This window comes from Cohnella cholangitidis, assembly GCF_014107495.1.
GTDB classification, from domain to species: Bacteria; Bacillota; Bacilli; order Paenibacillales; family Paenibacillaceae; genus Cohnella; species Cohnella cholangitidis.
Genome location: NZ_CP041969.1, coordinates 255,894 through 273,452 on the forward strand (window position 1 = coordinate 255,894; position 17,559 = coordinate 273,452).

Sequence of the window (17,559 nt, forward strand, 5' to 3'; positions counted from 1 at the left end):
CTTGATCGGTAGGAGCATATCATATTTATTTTCAGTTTTAAACCTATTTAGATATGGTTATATATAATTAATTATATTCAGTAATAAAAGTCACAACATATTTGATTATTTTTTGTCATTATTCGTCATTTCGATTATAACTAGACCTATTTAGTTACATATGAATTTTGGATTAGCACTTCACAACACGCAAGTATGCATATGCCTTTTTTGAACTGCGCTAGCCATTCTCGAGTCACCAAGGCCAAAAAAGTGCCTTCGTCGTTTCTCGTGCAAAAGGAGAACTAAGAAGTCGCAAATGAGGAAACAACAAAAAAGTGCGGGCACAGAAGTGTTAGTCCTGTAACCGCACTTTGAAACCACTTGTCACTTACGAACGAAAAATAGCAAGAACCTTCTCTATCGTTAGCCTTATTTTTGGGCGAACTCGATAAACTTGTCCATTACGCGGTCGATAAAACGCAAAGTTGATTCGTCAACGAGCCGGCTTGTCGTCTCGTCGAACTTCAATCCGGCAGAGCTGATATATATCTCATTGCCTGCAGGCGGAAGCAGCTTCGCTTGAATGCCCGGGCTGGCCAATATTTCACGCAGATGAAGCTGCGCTCGGATCGTTCCCATCATTCCCGGCGATACCCCTGCCGTCAACACGGGTTTGCCGATTAACACCTTGTCTAAGCGAGACAACCAATCGATCGCGTTCTTGAGCACTCCGGGAACAGACCAGTTGTATTCCGGAGTAATGATGAATACTCCGTCAGCGGTCGCCACCTTGCCCAACAGCTCCTTCACGACTTGCGGCGGATTCAACTCGATGTCTTGATCGAAAAACGGAAGAGATCGAATGTCCGCGATTTCTAGGTCTATTTTGTTGATGTAGCGTTCCTTCATCGTATGAGCCAATTGCAAATTGTAGGAACCTTGTCTAAGACTTCCGATAAGTACGGTGATTTTCAGCATTCGATCACTACCTCCTCTTGTTCGATTCCAATAGATTCTATTTCTATTTTAGCACCGCGAACGTATAAAGAACAAATCATTTGAGAACAAAAGAACAAATGGTCGTCAGTCGGCCTTTAACTCGACGCCCTCCGGCAACAGCGCCTGAATTTGTTCCCTCAAAAGCGCATCCGTGTGGATTTGTTCGCTCAGAATGACGATTATTCCAGAGTCTTCCCGCGTGCGAATCAAGCGTCCGATCCCTTGCTTCAACCGAAGCAGCATATAAGGCAAATCGACCTCATCGTATGGGGAATCCGCTTCTTGGCGCTTCGAGGCGAACACCGGATCTTGCGGGGGAAAAGGAAGCGACCATACAATTACGTTAGATAAGGAAGGCCCGGGAACGTCCAACCCTTCCCACAACGTAACCGCGCATAGAACGCTTGTCTCTTCCCGCTGAAAATCCGCGATCAGATGGCTAATCTCCCGATCCCCTTCGAAGCCGAAGTTCATGCCGGCCACTTCCGCATATGAGACAATTGCTTCTTTGAACAATTTGAGTTCTTCTCTCGAAGGGAATAGAATCAATGCTCTCCCTTCGGTTCTTTGCAGCATCTTGACGGCTGTCTTCATTTTCTCCCCGAAAGTTGCCCCGTTATTCCACTTAGGCGCGAGCACTTCCATCCGGCTCTCGTATTCGTAAGGAGAATCGACGCTGAAGGATAAATAGTTCTCGATGCCGAGACTGTAAGCCAAGAAGTCGAACGAGCCGTTAACGGACAAAGTCGCCGAAGAGAACACGACCGGCATCTTCGCGGAGAATACCCGCTCGCGCAGCACTTCCTTAACGGCCTTCGGCATGATGACGAGCGTAAGGCCCGTCGGGCTTTCCGTCGCCCAGCAAATCAACGAATTCGAGTTCTGGAATAAACTCAGCGCCTTCTGCATCATCTCCAGATGCTCTTCCACGATGCGAAGCTGATAACCGTCCAAGTTAAACAGCTCGCTCTCGAACACCAGCTCTTCTTCGATTCCGTCCAATGCCGAACGGAGCCGGGACACCTGCTTCAAGAGCTGATCGTTCAAGACGATCTGCCGCCGATCGGAACCCGGGACAGCCACGCTCTGACGCTCGAGCAGCTCGAACATCGCTTCGCTGCCATCGATCGCTTCGTCGATCAAGACGGCCAGAGACTCGCGGATATCGTTTTTCAGCAATCGGGTGATCAGCTCTTCGAATATAGAGTGCTTAACTCGATACGTTAACGCTTTCTGCGCTGCAGACTCCAATAGATGCCCTTCGTCGAAAATAACGGCGCAATGGTCAGGCAGCAACGGAAGCTGGCCTTCTCTCTTCCGCCCTTCATACGTCCATACATGCTCCATGTAGAAATCGTGTGAGCAAATAATCAAATCAGTCGATTGGCGATAATGCTCTCTGGACAACGTTTGCCCGCAGCGGTGGCGCTTATCGCAGACGAAACAATCCTGATAGGGATCCCAATTGATTCTATCCCATTGGACGTCGTTGAGATGCGGATATTGCTTCCTATCGCCGTAAGCATAAAACGACTGCATGCCTTCGCTCTTATGGACGAACGATGGCAGCTCTTGATATAAAGCGTTATACAATTCGACGTCCACGTATTCCGTTCGCGCATGCTCCAGCTTTGCCAGACAGAGGTATCGGTCCTGGGATTTGCCCAATCTAGCGTCGATAACGAGCTCCAAATGCCGGGCAAGCTTGGCGATGTCGCCTTCCGGCTTCACAAGCTGTTCGATTAACGACTCGTCCGCGCAAGCCACGATCACGGGTTTGCGATGATACCGGGCATAACAGATCGCGTACAGCAAATAAACCAACGTTTTGCCCGTACCGACTCCCGCTTCCGCGAAAATCGTCTGCTTCTCCGCGAAGGCGCGTTCCAGCTGGAATGCCATATAAATTTGCTCGTCGCGAACTTCGAAGCCCGCTTCGGGCAAAATGTCGTAAAAAACATCCGCAACCCATTCCCCGACCTGCTGCAGAAACGGTTTCGAATGCTCGTATTCAAAAGGATACCGGCTCAATAGGAAAATGCCTCCACTTCATGTTGTCCGTGCCATTATCACACGATCGCCCGCGAAAAGCAAAGCCATTTTGCGATTGCCAATAATTGAACATAGGACTCGTCTGGCGAATTCAGTACGATAGAAGAATGGTTTCTACTCTATCGTTTATTTAGAAAGCGGGTCGATCGTCATATGCGGCATTCGAGGTACATAGGCAGCACCCTGCTCGCCGTCCTTATAGCATTTACTAGTTTCGCTCATCCTAATCGCGTCTCCGCGTCTAGCGCAAGTTCCCAACTCCCCTTCGACGATATCGCGGCTAATTACGCCACGGAAGCCATTTTACATCTCTCGCAGCTGAATATCGTCAGCGGTACGGGGCAACGCAAGTTCGAGCCTCGGAAAGCGATCACGAGAGCGGAATTCGTCGCGATGCTTGGTCGATTACTGTCCTTATCGCCGGTATCCAGCGCGATTGCCGGCTTCGAAGACGTACCTAAGACCGTTTGGTATTATGGCTGGGTACAAGCCGGCATTCAATTAAGCTTCGTTCAAGGAGCCTCTTCTACCCGGTTCGCGCCTGCCCAAGAAGTAACAAGGCAAGAAGCTGCAGCCTTGCTGGCTCGAGCTTTGAACCAAACCGAAGCAAGCTCGTCGGATGGAACCGATATCTATACGAAGCCGTTTGCGGATCGGCAACAGATCTCTTCATGGGCCGTGCCGTTCGTCTCTCGCTTGGTTCAGATCGAATTAATGAAAGGAGACGAACGGGGCAACTTCCGTCCGCAATCCGCGATCACCAGACAAGAAGCCGCTGTGCTTCTGGACCGAGTGCTTCAGCGGGAACAATGGGCGGATCAAATCAAGCTGCAACCGGAAGATAGCGTTCAGCTTGGATGGCAATACGGACAGACGACCAAGCAATTCGAACAACAGGTTGCGACTTCTGCCGTTAATACGTTGTCGCCTCGCTGGTTTTTCCTCGGGAAATCCGGCGGTTTAGACGATTACACGGACCCTTCGCTGTTGACTTGGGCGCACCAGCGCGGCAAAAAAGTATGGGCCATGTTAGGCAACCGGTCAGACATGGCGAATACCCATCTCATGTTATCCGCCTCTTCCACTCGCACCGAGTTCATCGCTACGTTATCGGACGCCGTCAAACGGTACGGAATCGATGGAATGAATATTGACTTCGAGAATGTAGACCCCCAAGATCGGGAAACGTTAACTTTGTTCATTAAGGAATTATCTGAAGCCTTACGCAAACTTAAAGCCGTGCTATCGGTTAACGTATCTCCGGATTTAGGGACGGATTGGACGGAAGCGTTCGATTATTCCGCTCTAGGACAGAACGCGGATTACCTCGTCTTAATGGGGTATGACGAGCATTGGGGCGGAGCGCCGGAGGCGGGATCCGTCTCCTCTCTGCCTTGGCTCGAGTCGGGTTTACGGAAACTCCTCTCCCGCGTTCCCGCGAGCAAAACGATACTCGCCCTCCCGTTCTACACGAGAGACTGGGTTACGAACGCTTACGGCGTCCATTCCTCCGACTGGAGTCTCATCGATCAGAACAGTCTCTTGCAGGCTAATCGGCTTAAGCCCGTATGGAATGAAAAGCTTGGACAGTATACGGCCGAGTATCGCCAAAACGGCGTGCAACACAGCTTATGGGTAGAAGACGGACGTTCCATGACTCGGAAAATCAAGCTCGGGGAGGCTCATTCCATTGCCGGTTACGGCTACTGGTACATGGGCGGCGAGAGCGTTGACATGTGGACTAGCGTGCGGAACGCCATGAGGTTTGCCGATTATCGGTTTCAATAAGGAAACGGAACATCCGATGAGGGGATTCGCCGGGGATCGTTGTGCTATAATCATTGGGATATGCACGACACGCGAAAATCAGGAGGCGCAACCGCAACATGGAGTGGAAACCCGATAAGTCGTTGCAAGTCCCGGTATATATACAGATTTCCGATTATTTCGAGACTCGAATCTTGAACGGCGAATATCCCTCGGGCAGTTCCCTGCCGTCGGAACGGGCGCTAGCGGCTCTTCTCGACGTTAACCGAAGCACGATCATCTCCGCTTACGACCAATTGAACTCGCTAGGCATCGTCAAGAGAGTGAAAGGATTCGGCACCGTCGTTACTTTGCAGAAGAACGAAGAAGGCAACGTGAAACGGGTGCCGAATTGGGAAGAATACGTTAAAGGCGGCATGCGTCACCTTAACGATCCGATCACGAGGCAAATTCACAAAATCGTCGGCACGGACAAGCCTTATCTCAACTTTGCGATCGGCGAACTAAGCCCCGATTTGTTCCCGGTCAAGCTCATGCAGGAAGCGCACAGCCAGCTCGAATTGAGCCAATACCTGGGCTACGAACACATTCAAGGAAATCTAAGACTGAGGGAAACCATTTCGGAGCACTTGCGGCAATACCGGCACATTCCGTCCACCGCCTCTTCCGTACTGGTTACTTCCGGTGCCCAGCAGGCTTTGCAGCTTATCATTCAGTGCCTCCTGCAGCCGGGTGACGCCATCGCGATCGAGGACCCTTCCTATTGTTACTCGTTGCCGATTTTCCATTCCGCCGGGCTTAGAACGTACCGCTTGCCGGTTGAACGGAATGGAATCGATCCCGAACAAATCGTATCTCTATATAAACAGCACAGGATCAAGATGGTGTTCGTCAACCCGATCTTCCACAATCCGACCGGAACTACCCTTAGCTACGAACGAAGGAAACGTTTGTTGGAGATTTCCACGAAATACGGAATTGCCATCGTGGAAGACGATCCGTATAGCCTGACAAGCTACGATCACGATACGAGGAGCACCTTGAAGTCGATGGATCAGGATGGCTCCGTGCTCTATGTAAGTTCCTTGTCCAAGATCGTATCTTCCGGTCTTCGCATCGGCTGGATTACGGGGCCGCAATCGGTAATTCAACGGCTGACGGATGCCAAGCAGCAATTGGATTTCGGACACTCCAATATCCCGCAGTGGATAGCCTCGCAGCTTCTCTCCTCCGGGGAATTGGACAACCATCTGACAAAGCTAAGAACCGGGTTGCTGTCAAAGCTTGAGTTGACGGTAAACGCACTGCGAGCGGAGCTTGGCGACGAAGTTCGTTTCCAAGCCCCGCTCGGGGGAATCCATCTGTGGTGCGAACTGCCCGGGGAATGGGATGAGCTGAAGTTATTTAACCTGGCGATCGACAATGGCGTCGTCTTCACGCCGGGTTCGACGCTAGGCTCGTCGTCCCGCCGAGTCCGGCTTACGTACAGCAAGGTGGACGACTTGCTGATCCCGCAAGGAATCCGGAAATTCGCCGAAGCCTTTCGCTCGTTGAATTCAGCTACAGCGAACAAGCCGCGCTGAATTCAACCGCGCATGATCACGATAAATACGATCAATACAGCTACGATTACGATAAGGTAGTAGGATAACAGCCTGCCGAGTTTGCGTCCCGGATTGGCGGAATAGGTGCTGTTGCCTTCTTTGTTCCCGATAGACGTACCGATCTTTATCGTCAATACGACGGCAACGGCCATTATAATTAAAGTTGCGATCAATAAAATGTTCGTGGTCATCATAAGCACCTTCCTTTGTGCTCATTTTAACCGTTTTGTCCGCGTCTGACACCATCCATTTCGGAAATTTGCGAACCATCCACTCCAATTTGGACGTGGTCTTTTTTGCGTAGGAGCGTACTAATCAAGAGCGCGCCGACAAGGAACAGCATAGCCGCCGAACCGAATACGAACATCAGCGACGAAACCTCTTTCCATGCGCCGCCCAGCGACATTCCGATGACCATCATCCCCATGAACATAGGCGTAAGCACGCCTCCTACCCGTCCGATGAATTCGGCTTTCGTGTTTTTCATGATCAAGGTGTTCATCCCGATATGGATCATTGGATAACAGAAACCATTGATGACCTGAAACAGCAAGGTCAGAACGATGCTCGTCGACCACCCTATGCCGAACGTTCCGATCGTGCTCGCCAGCAATCCGATCATAAGCAGTAACTGCGGTTGAACCTTTTTCGCCAGACTCATAATGACCGCGCCCCCGGCTAACATCGCCGCTCCGTTCGCCGTAAGCAGCCACTGAAGATGCGATTTGTCCTGGCCTAAATTCTCTATCGTTATGAAGATCATTAGAGGTTGAATCAAACCGACCGCAAAACCGGATACGATGAACGTCCCCCCGAGCGTCCTTAGCTCGCGATTCTTGAACACGTACCCGAATCCGTCCTTCAAATCTTGCGCGAAACTGTTGCCTTTATTCGCTCTTTGCACCTCTGCGTCTTTCGGAAGAGACATAAGAACCAGTCCCGAACAGACAAACATCGCTCCCATCACGCCTAGAGACACTTCAATACCGAATTGAGCATAAATAAACGCGCCGATAATCGGACCGATCACCATGAAGAAAGCCATCATCGATTGGAACATCGCCATGACGCTTTGCAATTGCTCTTGCGGCACATGCTGCTTGAACAGCTTCATCGCCGAAGGCTGCGAGAATTGAGACATGATGGCTGACACCAGCGTCGCGAAAAACAAAGCTTTCCATGAACCGTATGCCAGAACTAACATTACGGCGACGATGGACGCGGCCGACAAGAAGTCGCTGGCAACCATCGTGCGCTTGGGCCTCCACCTGTCCGCGAACGTCCCCCCGATGATAGCGAACAAGAAAATCGGAGCGAACTCCGCGACGGAGATCAACGAGACGGATAACTCGTCGTTGTTCGTGATGTCGGTGATATACAGTAGGATTGCGAAATTCCTGACCCAAATTCCTAATTGCAGCAAAAAACTAGACAGTACGATTGTTCTTACGTAACGATTGGCGAACATTTAAACCTGCTTCCTTTCTAATAATTATTATAAACAAATTGTTTATTCGTTTATTAATATACAAACAAATATTATTATTGTCTACAAAAAAATAATCGAAGAGACAACAAAAAAGCCTGCCGAGTTATTCTCGGCAGGACTTATAGGATGAATTATTGCAACCGGACGGCCGATCTAGCGAATCGGATAATGGGATTGGCGGAACTTCTCCACTTCTTCGGTCAGCCTGTTCTCGTTGTCCGCGACCAAATCCATGAATTCCTGCAGCTTGGTTAAATACGGACTAAGCTTGGCGTTATTCCAAGCCAACATGCCGTTGTACCCGCGCAGCGCGTTCGGTTGGATCTTTTGGCTGCCGTACTCGAACAACGGCGTGTTATTGACGCCATAGAACGTTAGAAGCTCATAGCTGCGGAATAGATTCCGAATATGCGGAGCGCGATTGGAATACGCATACTTTGCCAGAAACCTCTCCTGGGCTAACGCGCGGTTAACGAGTTGCTGATACCCGATGACGAGCGCGGCGTCCTTGACTTTCGGCTGATCGGACTCCGTCGCCATGATCGCGATGTAATCATCGATATCGGGGTTGACGCTGACGGAATACGTTCTGAATGCGGCATAATCGATAACCGGATAATAGAACCCTTCCGCCGTCTCGAGCTTATAACCGCTGTCCCTGGTTTCCTTCAATAACGCTTTTAAATTCGAATCTTTCGTGCGCGAGATGACGTCATCGAATGTCGCTCCCCTCTTGTACGCTTTGCCGATTCCGGATTGCACGGCGCTCTGCTCGAAGCGCTTCTGTATCACAGGCAATCGTTTTTTGAGAGCATTCTCCAAATGAAGCACCATTACGGTTGCTTGCGACGTCGTGACTTCGCCGATATGAGCTTTCAAATAAGCGATCGCGGCGGGAAGCTGATCTTTGCTCAAGTAAGCTTCGAACGCGTTTACCGTCTTCGTAGATGCCGTTCCGCTAATCGCTGCCGCCGATTGCATGCTCGCGGTCGCCGACGGCGACCTTGCCGCGGCCACGGACGCGAGTTGAATCGACAACGATAAAGCGGCGATCGCGGCAATCGTCATCGTTGTCTTGCGACGGGATTTGTAGACGATCGGCGTATTCTTGTTCGTCCAACTTTTATCCATGCGTTATCCTCCTCATGTCCTTTCCGGTAGATTAAGTCCAAGTCGACTCTATTTCCGGAAGCTAAGATGAGTATAAAAAATAGTTGTATCCTCTTAATCTCCGAATGTATCTAAACTGCAAACTTTTTACACCTTCGCGCGGGTTGATCTTTCCTAACCGCGGCTTTACAATAGCTTAATTGCACCTTAGAACAGGAAGTGAATTGCCCGTGAACAAATCATCGCCGCCTATCCCAACGCTCATCCCCTTAATCGTAGGCATGATCGCCATATCCTTCGCCCCGATCTTCGTTCGGTACTCCGACGCGCCGGTTGCCGTGCAAGGAATGTATCGCATGTTATTCACCGTCGTCATCATGCTTCCATTCGGAACCCGCCAACTGCGAACGATGCGCTCGATCTCGCGCAAAGATTGGACACTGCTCGGATTAGCCGGATTTTTCCTTGCTCTGCATTTCTTGTTATGGATGGAATCGCTGAACTATACGTCCATTGCGAGTTCGACGATTATTCTGGCATTGGAGCCCGTATTCGTCTTGATCGGCGCGTACTTCGTCTTCAAAGACAGAATCGGGAAGATTGCCTTACTAGGGCTGACGCTGGCGCTGGTCGGAGCGTTCTTCGTCGGTTCCGGAGACATAAGCTTATCCGGTACCGCTTTTAAGGGAGATCTGTTGTCGCTCCTCGGTACCCTTGCGGTAGCCGTGAACATGCTGATCGCCAAACGTATTCTGACCCGCGTCTCTTCTTATTTGTACAGCTTAATCGTCTTCGCGATTGCCTTTGCGTGCTTTGCTGCGTATAACCTTTTCGTAGGCTATGAGGTCGTCGGATTTCCCCCGCGGGAGTGGGCTATCTTCATGGCGCTGGCGATCGTCCCGACCGTATTCGGGCACATGATCTTCAATTGGCTGCTTCAGTACGTGAAACCGACTACGATATCCATTACGGTGTTCGCGGAACCGGTCGGCGCGAGCTTGCTCGGGATGCTGCTATTCCGGGAAATGGTGACAACGTTCCAGCTAGCGGGCGGCGCCTTCATCATCTTGGGCTTGCTGCTGTACATGAAAACGGAGTACGCCGACAAACCGGCCGTTGATTCGCAGGCCGAAGCCGCATAAGGCTTAAATCAGGAGCCTCTCCGTTTTATGGAGCGGCTCCTTTTCTAGCTGGATTACATCAAATATCTCAAATAAATATATACGCTCGAAATGATAACCGTAAGGATCATGATCGGAAAACCGACCATCAAATACTTCATGAACGTGATCGGATGACCTTCCTTAGCAGCCATTCCGGCGACGATCAGATTGGCGCTAGCTCCAATCAGCGCGCCGTTTCCTCCCAAGCAAGCCCCCAGCGCCAAGCTCCACCAGAGCGGTTCTAGGTTATCCATACCCATTAAACCCATTTCCTGAATCATCGGGATCATCGTCGCGACGAACGGAATGTTATCGAGAAAGGCCGAAGCGATCGCGCTTAGCCATAAGATCAGCATCGAGGTCGCCGTCAAGTCGCCTCCCGTCCATTCGATCGCCTTATCGGCCAACTGCGAGATAACCCCGGTCTCGACCAACCCGGATACGAGCACGAACAAACCGACGAAGAAAAAGATCGTCATCCACTCGACTTTGGCGAACGCTTCCTCCATTTTATGTTCTCCGGTTAGCAGCAAGAGGAGAAAGGCGCCGGCAAGAGCGACCGTCGCCGACTCCAGATGAAGCAGCTGATGCGTGAAAAAGCCGACAATCGTTAAGCTTAGAACGATTAAGCATTTGTTCAACAGTTTGGAATCGGTGATCATTTTTTTCTCGTCAAGCTCCATGATTCCTCTCTTGAGCTCGTCGGTCGTACGAATGCTCTTGCGGTATAGCCAGACGAATATCGGGATCGTTACGACCATGACGATGGCTACGACAGGGGCAAGATTCACGATAAAATCCATGAAGCTCAGCTCCTTAACCGCGCTTCCGATCATGATGTTCGGCGGATCTCCGATCAACGTCGCGGTTCCCCCGATGTTGGATGCCATAATCTGCGTAATCAGGAACGGAATCGGATTGACCTTCAGTTGCCTCGTTATGCTAAACGTAACGGGAACCATTAGCAGCACGGTCGTCACGTTGTCCAAGAAAGCGGATCCGACGGCGGTGATAAGCGACAACGAGACGAGGATGCGGACGGGCTCGCCTTTCGACTTCTTGGCCGCGTAAACCGCGATCGATTTGAACAGTCCCGTTTCCGCCGTAACGCTAACGATGATCATCATTCCGATCAGTAAACCCAGAGTATTGAAGTCGATATGATGCAGGGCCGTCTCTTGGTCTACGATTCCAAGGGCGACCATCAAAATGCCTCCGATCATAGCGACGATCGTGCGATGGATTTTTTCCGAGACGATAAGCGCGTAAATAACTAAAAAGATGCCGATTGCCCATAGTGCTTGCTGTTCCATAATGATCCTCCTTAAGATGGAATGCCCTCATGATGTCCAAATTTCGGCAGAGCCATCCACGCTCACCAACAGGTTTGATACAAATTGTAACTATAAAAATAGCAAAAAAGAGCCTGCTGGTGGCAGGCTCCTCCGGTTGTTCCTATTTAGTTCATCATTAGATCTATCATAGCCTAACAATCGGTCTGTTGTCTATAGTTCAACCATCGCTTTAATGACTTTCGATTCCGGCTTCAGCCAAGTTTCGAATTGGCCGATCATGCCTTCGAACGAAGAACGGTGCGTAATGTAGCTGTCCACGTCGATGCCGCCGCTCTTCACCGCGTCGTACACGTTGGCGAAGTCCTCTTTGGTCGCGTTGCGGCTTCCCATCAGCGTCAGCTCGCGCTTATGGAATTCCGGGTCGTTAAAGGCGATATCCGCTTTCACCAAGCCGACGTACACGAGCCGGCCGCCATGGGCGACTAACCCGAATGCATCCGTCATCGACCTTGCGTTCCCTGTCGCGTCAAAGACGACCGTCGGGAAGTCTCCTCCCGTTAGCTCAGCCAGCTTCTCTTGCGGGTTCTGGAGGGCATTCACGGTTTCGTCTACGTTCGCCCATGCGCGACAGAAGGCAAGCCTCTCTTCGTTAATATCCATCGCGATTACCCGGGCTCCCGCGTATTTGGCGAACGCCATCACGCCTAAGCCGATAGGCCCTCCGCCGATGACAAGCACGGTCTCGCCTTTAAGCAGACCGGATCTTCTGACCGCATGCGCTCCGATGCTGAGCGGTTCCAATACCGCCGTTTGGTCGAAGGTCAAGCCGTTCGTTTGAATCAAATGGGTAACCGGAACCGAGATCCTCTCCCGCATCCCCCCGTCGATATGAACGCCGAGCACCCTCATGGAGGTACAGCAATTGGTTTTGCCGTTCCGGCAAGCCACGCACTTACCGCAATGCATATAAGGGATCACGCTAACCTGATCTCCTGCCGCAAGCCCCGCTTCATTGTCGCCGATCCGCTCGATAACGCCCGCCAATTCGTGTCCAAGCACGCGCGGGTAAGTGAAGAACGGCTGATTGCCCTTGAAGGCGTGCAGATCCGTTCCGCAAATCCCCACTCTGCGAATACGGACGATGGCTTCCCCCTCCACGAAGTTAGGTTCAGGAAGATCTTCCACTAAGTTAAAACGTTCGATTTCTTCGCACACGATTCCTCGCATCGTAAACAACTCCCCCTATGTCTTGATTCCAAAGTTGTATTCCGGTCTTCCGCTTACCCACGTCAAATCATGCACGGGCTCAAGAATGTCCAGTACGTCCTTAAGCAACTCTTCATCGATAGGCTCGTCCGTCCACGCCGCGTTATTCCGAATGTTAACGGGATTCGCCGTACTGACGAGAGTCGTCGGAATCTGTTCGTTAGCCGTCGAATATTGGACGGCCAGCTTGGCGATATCGAACCCCCGGCTTGCGCATAGTTCCGCCGCGCGCAGGCATTTCGCTTTCAGTTCCGGGCTGGCCAGATGCCAGTCCGGCGTTCCTCGAGCGCTCAGCAATCCCATCGACAACGGAGAGGCGTTGACGAGCCCGATCCCTTTCCGCTCCAGCAACGGCAACAATCCGAGCAAGGCGGTATCGTTCAAGGAATAATGGCAATAAGAAATGATCGCGTCCACTTCGATCTGCGGAAGCAACGTCTCGAACAAGGAGATCGGCAGCCCGCAGATGCCGTAGTAACGGATTTTACCTTCCGCTTTCAAGCGTTGCAGCGTCGGGATCGCTTCTTCCAGAATAATATCGGAAGAAACGAACTCGATATCGTGCAGATAGAGAATGTCGACGTAGTCGGTATTCAGCCGGGCAAAGCTCTCTTCCAAGCTTGTCGCGATCCGCTTCGCGCTGAAGTCGAACTGGTCAACTCCGTAACGTCCGGCTTTTGTCGATAACAAGAACCGATCGCGAGGAAGCTCCTTGATCGCTTTGCCCAATACCGTCTCCGCCTTCGTCAGCCCGTAATAGGGAGACACGTCGATATAATTGATTCCCGAATCCAGCGCTTCATTCACGGTACGAATCGCTTCCGATTCGTTCGTCTCGCGGAACACCGATCCAAGCGAGGAGGCCCCGAAGCTCAAGACGGATACGTCCAATCCGGTCTGGCCAAGCGCGCGATACTTCACTACAGGATCACCCCGTCCTTGAATATGGCGATTTCGCGGAATCCGTTCGCTTCATTGTGCGTTTGCACGTCCCCTGAAGCGATATCCAGCAGTTTGTTCCACAGCTCTTCCGTCAATTGATCCATTCCTTTGCCGTTCAGAAGCTGTCCGGCATCGTAATCGATCCAATTTTTCTTGCGGCCGGCAAGCTCGCTGTTCGTCGAGATCTTGACTGTAGGCACCGGTCCGCCGAACGGAGTTCCCCTGCCCGTTGTGAACAGAACGATATGCGCGCCTCCCGCGGACAGCGCCGTGACGGAGACGAGATCGTTACCGGGCGCCTCCAACAGGTTAAGCCCTTCCTTATGAACCCTCTCGCCGTAAGGGATAACGTCGGTGACGATCGAGTGTCCGCCCTTCTGCGTGCAGCCTAACGATTTCTCTTCCAGCGTGCTAATTCCACCGGCCTTATTGCCAGGAGATGGATTCTCGTAGATCTCCTGGTCGTGGCGAATGAAATATTGCTTGAAGTCATTCACGAGCGAAACGATCCGCCCGAACACTTCCTCGTCCTTCGCACGGTTCATCAGAATCGTCTCCGCCCCGAACATTTCGGGCACTTCGGTCAAGATTGCCGTGCCTCCCGTTGCGATCAGCCTGTCCGATACGGTTCCTACGAGCGGATTCGCCGTTATGCCGGACAAGCCGTCGGAGCCTCCGCACTTCAAGCCTAGCTTCAGCTTGGATGCGGGTACGGTCTCGCGCTCGAACCGTTCCGCGTATTCGACAAGTTCCTCGATCAGAGCAAGACCCTCTTCGAGTTCATCTTCGACGTCTTGGGATCTCATGAACTTGATCCGGTTCGCGTCGAACTCCCCGATCGCCTGCTTGAACGCATCGATCTGGTTGTTCTCGCAGCCAAGGCCGATGACCAACACGCCCGCCGCGTTCGGATGGTTGACAAGCGAAGCGAGCAGCTTCTGCGTATACTTCAGATCGTCTCCGAGCTGGGAACAGCCGAACGGATGAGAGAAGTGGTACACGCCGTCCACTCTTCCCCGATGCAGCGAGTTAGCCCGGTTCGCGATCACTTCGCATGTTTTGTTAATGCAGCCTACCGTGTTGATGATCCATATCTCATTGCGGATGCCTATCTCTCCGTTGACGCGCACATACCCTTGAAACGTTTGTCTGAGCGGTTTTTGCGCTTGCGTAACAGGCGGAGTCGGCTCGTATTGATAGTCTAAAAATCCTTTTAAGCCCGTTCTAAGATTGTGCGTGTGCACCCAAACTCCGGGAGGAAGATCCTCCTTCGCTTTCCCGATCGAATAACCGAACTTCAACACGTCCTGCCCTTCGGCGACCGGTTTGGTCAAGATTTTATGCCCTTTCGGCACGTCACCCGACAAGGTCAAGCTCGATCCGTCCTCAAGGAAGACGACCTCCCCCGCCGAGAATTCTCTTAGCGCAATCACCACTTGATCGTTAGCCGACAATCTTATCCAATCGCTCATTGCTGCTCCTCCTTAGCTGTCCACCCTGCCAACGTTTCCGTTACTTCGGACGCGAGTCCGTTCCAACGCGCCAAATCTTCGCCCCAGAGGGTTTCATCCGATAGAATCCGAGTTACGGTCGCGATCAGCGCTTCATTCGCATGCTCAGCGTCCGCCCATATGCCGGCTAACGTATCCAGCACCTTCGCGTCGTCGCGAACGGTATATGGCTGTCCGCTCAACGACCGGCCTTCGAATTGATCGCCGTTGCGTTTTACATGGTAATAGCGCACTAATCCCGCGAGTCCTTGCGCCAAGCCGGTCGGCACTCGCTCTCCCCGCTGGGCGTAATAAGAGAGCGAAGGAATCAGTCGCGTCTTAAACTTGCTGATGCTATTCATCGCGATATCCGCGAGCCGATGGCGAATATACGGGTTTAGATATCGTTCGAACACGGCGTCGGCGTAATCTCTCATCTCCCGTGCCGGATACGGAAGCGATGGAATAATCTCCTCATAAACCGTAGAGCGGACGAACGCTCCCAGCTTCTCGTGCTCCATCAGCTCGCGAACGTGCTCGACTCCATGCAGAATGCCGATCGGAGTCATGAGCGTGTGCGCCCCGTTAAGAATACGAACTTTGCGTTGCTGGAATGGCTTTAAGTCCTCTACCCATTGCACGTTAAGCCCGGAACGATTAAACGGCAGCTCTTCGTCCAGCTCGGGCTCGCCTTCGATCGCCCACAGATGATAAGGCTCCGCCGTGCATAGCAAGCCGTCCTCGTATCCCCATTCCGCGAACCATTGCTCCGCTTGTACCCGATCCGGGTAACCGGTTACGATCCGGTCGACGAGGGAATTTAGGAACCGATTGTGTCTTTGAACCCAATCCACGAAGGTTTCCGGCAGCTCCCAATCCGTCGCGTATTTAAGTACGGCCTCCTTAAGCGCGTCGCCGTTTCTCTCCAACAGCTCGCAAGGCAGCAGAATAAGTCCGCGATCAGCCGCCCCGTCGAACTTTAAGTACCTCCGATAGAGCAAGTACGCGACTTTGCCGGGAAACGATACGATAGGCGCACCTTCCGTTAACTCTTCCGGCCGATACACGAGACCCGCTTCGGTCGTATTCGAAACGATAAAACGCAACTCCGGGCTTACCGCCAATTCGACCATCCGGGCCCAATCGCCATAGGGATCGAACGCTTCGGAGAAAACCGATATCACCTCTTTGCGTTCGACGCTTGCTCCGTTCTCGAGACCGCGAATGACAAGCGTATATAAGCCGTCTTGTCCGGCTAGTGCGTCAATCTTAGGTTTCCCCGAAGGACGGGGCTGCGTGACCGCTACGCTTCCTTGAAACAAGCCTTGCTTGCGCGATTCGTGAACCATCCAATCGAAGAATCCGCGTAGAAAATTGCCTTCTCCTATCTGCAGCACCGTTACCGGACTTGCGCTTGTCTCTTTCGGAAGCTTCGCTTCTTCGTCTTGTAGAGCCGATCGATTTAATTGTCTCATCGTTTGTAGAACTCCTTCGCGTTTTCTCCGAACAGCCTAGCGCGTTCGCGTTCGCCCCAGCTTTCCGGCAGCGCTCGTTCAACGATCTCGATCACTTGATCGTAACTCGCGGACAGCAAGCAAACCGGCCAGTCGCTGCCGAACATGACGCGTTCGGGGCCGAATAGTTCAAGCGCGTGGCGAATATAAGGGGTAAAATGTCCGGAATCCCACTTGCCGTGATCGGCCTCGGTCACCATTCCGGACAACTTGCAATAGATACCGGGATGCTTGGCAATGCTCTTCATCCGGCTTAACCAAGGCTCTATCTCGCCGGCGGCGATTCGCGGCTTGCCGATATGATCGATAACGCCGCGCAAACCGGGTACTTGATCGAGAAGCCGGGCGAGCGGTTCGAGCTGATGGGACACGACAAGCAGATCTATAGGAATATCTTCCTCCGCGTAGGAGCGAAGCGCTTTCACGAAATGCGGTTCAAGAATCTTCGAAGCGTCCGGCATCTCTTGGATCATTATGCGGAATCCGACGAATTTGGGGTGCCTACGGAATCGTTCGAAATGGGAGCGATGGTCCGGGTCGTTCAAATCCAGCCACCCGACGACTCCGACGATCGTATCGGATTCGTCCGCGAGCGTAAGAATATAATCCGTCTCCTCAATCGTAGGCGCGGCTTGCACGAGAATCGTTCCGTCCAATCGATGCTCCGTCAAATGGGAAACGAGGTGCTCGGGCAAATAATCGCGATAGAGCGTGGGCAGCTCGGGCGTTATCCAGCCGTAATCGTTGCGGGACATGGTCCAAAAATGCTGATGGGCATCCAGTCTCATAACCGAGCATTCTCCTTTGCTTTTCAAGCTTATGCTTTTATTTTATCAGCTATTTTTAACATAAATAGAGTTTATATTTGCACGATTGTACTCTATTT

At 51.9% G+C, this 17,559-nt stretch carries 14 protein-coding genes; 3 read left to right on the top strand and 11 right to left on the bottom strand.

Annotated elements, in window-relative coordinates:
• Nucleotides 1-411: 411 nt before the first annotated feature.
• Nucleotides 412-957 (bottom strand): NADPH-dependent FMN reductase, encoded by a 546-nt coding sequence (locus FPL14_RS01210; protein ID WP_182303792.1) that lies wholly within the window; start codon nucleotides 955-957, stop codon nucleotides 412-414.
• A gap of 108 nt (nucleotides 958-1,065) precedes the next feature.
• A complete protein-coding gene (locus tag FPL14_RS01215; RefSeq protein ID WP_182301307.1) occupies nucleotides 1,066-3,012 on the bottom strand; it encodes an ATP-dependent DNA helicase in 1,947 nt (648 codons plus the stop codon).
• A 174-nt stretch (nucleotides 3,013-3,186) separates the two neighbouring features.
• Here FPL14_RS01215 and FPL14_RS01220 point away from each other — a divergent pair, with 174 nt between their 5' ends.
• Both FPL14_RS01220 and pdxR read left to right on the top strand, forming a co-directional pair.
• Complete coding sequence (locus FPL14_RS01220; protein ID WP_182301308.1) at nucleotides 3,187-4,821, top strand: S-layer homology domain-containing protein; 1,635 nt, start codon at nucleotides 3,187-3,189, stop codon at nucleotides 4,819-4,821.
• Nucleotides 4,822-4,919: 98 nt separating this feature from the next.
• Nucleotides 4,920-6,383: a MocR-like pyridoxine biosynthesis transcription factor PdxR gene (pdxR, locus tag FPL14_RS01225; RefSeq protein WP_182301309.1), complete on the top strand. Its 1,464-nt coding sequence runs from the start codon at nucleotides 4,920-4,922 to the stop codon at nucleotides 6,381-6,383.
• Nucleotides 6,384-6,385: 2 nt separating this feature from the next.
• Here the strand turns inward: pdxR and FPL14_RS01230 are convergent, their stop codons facing one another.
• The 3 genes from FPL14_RS01230 to FPL14_RS01240 all read right to left on the bottom strand — a co-directional run bounded on the left by FPL14_RS01230 (nucleotide 6,386) and on the right by FPL14_RS01240 (nucleotide 9,024).
• Entirely contained in the window at nucleotides 6,386-6,598 is a 213-nt protein-coding gene (locus tag FPL14_RS01230) for a hypothetical protein (protein WP_182301310.1), read from the bottom strand.
• Between the two features lie 23 nt (nucleotides 6,599-6,621).
• Nucleotides 6,622-7,872 carry an MFS transporter gene (locus tag FPL14_RS01235; RefSeq protein ID WP_182301311.1) on the bottom strand — a complete coding sequence of 417 codons (1,251 nt, stop codon included), beginning with the start codon at nucleotides 7,870-7,872 and terminating at the stop codon, nucleotides 6,622-6,624.
• Nucleotides 7,873-8,046: 174 nt separating this feature from the next.
• Nucleotides 8,047-9,024, bottom strand: a complete 978-nt coding sequence (locus FPL14_RS01240; protein ID WP_182301312.1) for a hypothetical protein — start codon at nucleotides 9,022-9,024, stop codon at nucleotides 8,047-8,049.
• Between the two features lie 209 nt (nucleotides 9,025-9,233).
• On the opposite strand from FPL14_RS01240, the gene FPL14_RS01245 reads away from it, so the two are divergent.
• Nucleotides 9,234-10,145, top strand: a complete 912-nt coding sequence (locus FPL14_RS01245; protein WP_182301313.1) for a DMT family transporter — start codon at nucleotides 9,234-9,236, stop codon at nucleotides 10,143-10,145.
• 53 nt (nucleotides 10,146-10,198) lie between these two features.
• Here FPL14_RS01245 and FPL14_RS01250 read toward each other — a convergent pair whose 3' ends face one another.
• The 6 genes from FPL14_RS01250 to FPL14_RS01275 form a co-directional block, all read right to left on the bottom strand.
• Nucleotides 10,199-11,479: an ArsB/NhaD family transporter gene (locus FPL14_RS01250; protein ID WP_182301314.1), complete on the bottom strand. Its 1,281-nt coding sequence runs from the start codon at nucleotides 11,477-11,479 to the stop codon at nucleotides 10,199-10,201.
• Between the two features lie 192 nt (nucleotides 11,480-11,671).
• Complete coding sequence (locus tag FPL14_RS01255) at nucleotides 11,672-12,688, bottom strand: zinc-binding alcohol dehydrogenase family protein (RefSeq protein WP_182301315.1); 1,017 nt, start codon at nucleotides 12,686-12,688, stop codon at nucleotides 11,672-11,674.
• A 15-nt stretch (nucleotides 12,689-12,703) separates the two neighbouring features.
• Nucleotides 12,704-13,648, bottom strand: coding sequence for an aldo/keto reductase (locus tag FPL14_RS01260; RefSeq protein WP_182301316.1), 945 nt, complete (start codon nucleotides 13,646-13,648; stop codon nucleotides 12,704-12,706).
• On the bottom strand, nucleotides 13,648-15,141 hold the full coding sequence (locus tag FPL14_RS01265) for a UxaA family hydrolase (protein ID WP_182301317.1): 1,494 nt from the start codon (nucleotides 15,139-15,141) through the stop codon (nucleotides 13,648-13,650). The genes FPL14_RS01260 and FPL14_RS01265 overlap by 1 nt, the downstream gene beginning before the upstream one ends.
• Complete coding sequence (locus tag FPL14_RS01270; protein WP_182301318.1) at nucleotides 15,138-16,634, bottom strand: tagaturonate reductase; 1,497 nt, start codon at nucleotides 16,632-16,634, stop codon at nucleotides 15,138-15,140. Before FPL14_RS01270 ends, FPL14_RS01265 begins: the two co-directional genes overlap by 4 nt.
• On the bottom strand, nucleotides 16,631-17,461 hold the full coding sequence (locus FPL14_RS01275) for an amidohydrolase family protein (protein WP_182301319.1): 831 nt from the start codon (nucleotides 17,459-17,461) through the stop codon (nucleotides 16,631-16,633). The genes FPL14_RS01270 and FPL14_RS01275 overlap by 4 nt, the downstream gene beginning before the upstream one ends.
• Nucleotides 17,462-17,559 lie beyond the last annotated feature (98 nt).